The sequence below is a fragment of the Citrobacter sp. U14242 genome, assembly GCF_046555775.1.
Classification (GTDB): Bacteria; Pseudomonadota; Gammaproteobacteria; order Enterobacterales; family Enterobacteriaceae; genus Citrobacter.
In genome coordinates, this window is the sequence record NZ_JBKGLW010000054.1 from 1 (window position 1) to 202 (window position 202).

The following is a 202-nucleotide window of genomic DNA, read 5'->3' on the forward strand; positions in this document are numbered from 1 at the left end:
GGCCTACCAAATTCGCTCCCGTGCTGCGTTGTGAAATAACTCGCATACTTCAGTATGCTTCGTCATTCCACGCCTTGCCCGGAACCGAATTACGGTAAATGAGATTTGACATCGATGGGGCTATAGCTCAGCTGGGAGAGCGCCTGCTTTGCACGCAGGAGGTCTGCGGTTCGATCCCGCATAGCTCCACCATCTTTACTGC

At 53.5% G+C, this 202-nt stretch carries 1 tRNA gene; it reads left to right on the forward strand.

From position 1 onward, the window contains the following. Positions 1 to 116 precede the first annotated feature (116 nt). Positions 117 to 192 (forward strand) — tRNA-Ala (locus ACLJXE_RS24415). Positions 193 to 202: the final 10 nt, after the last annotated feature.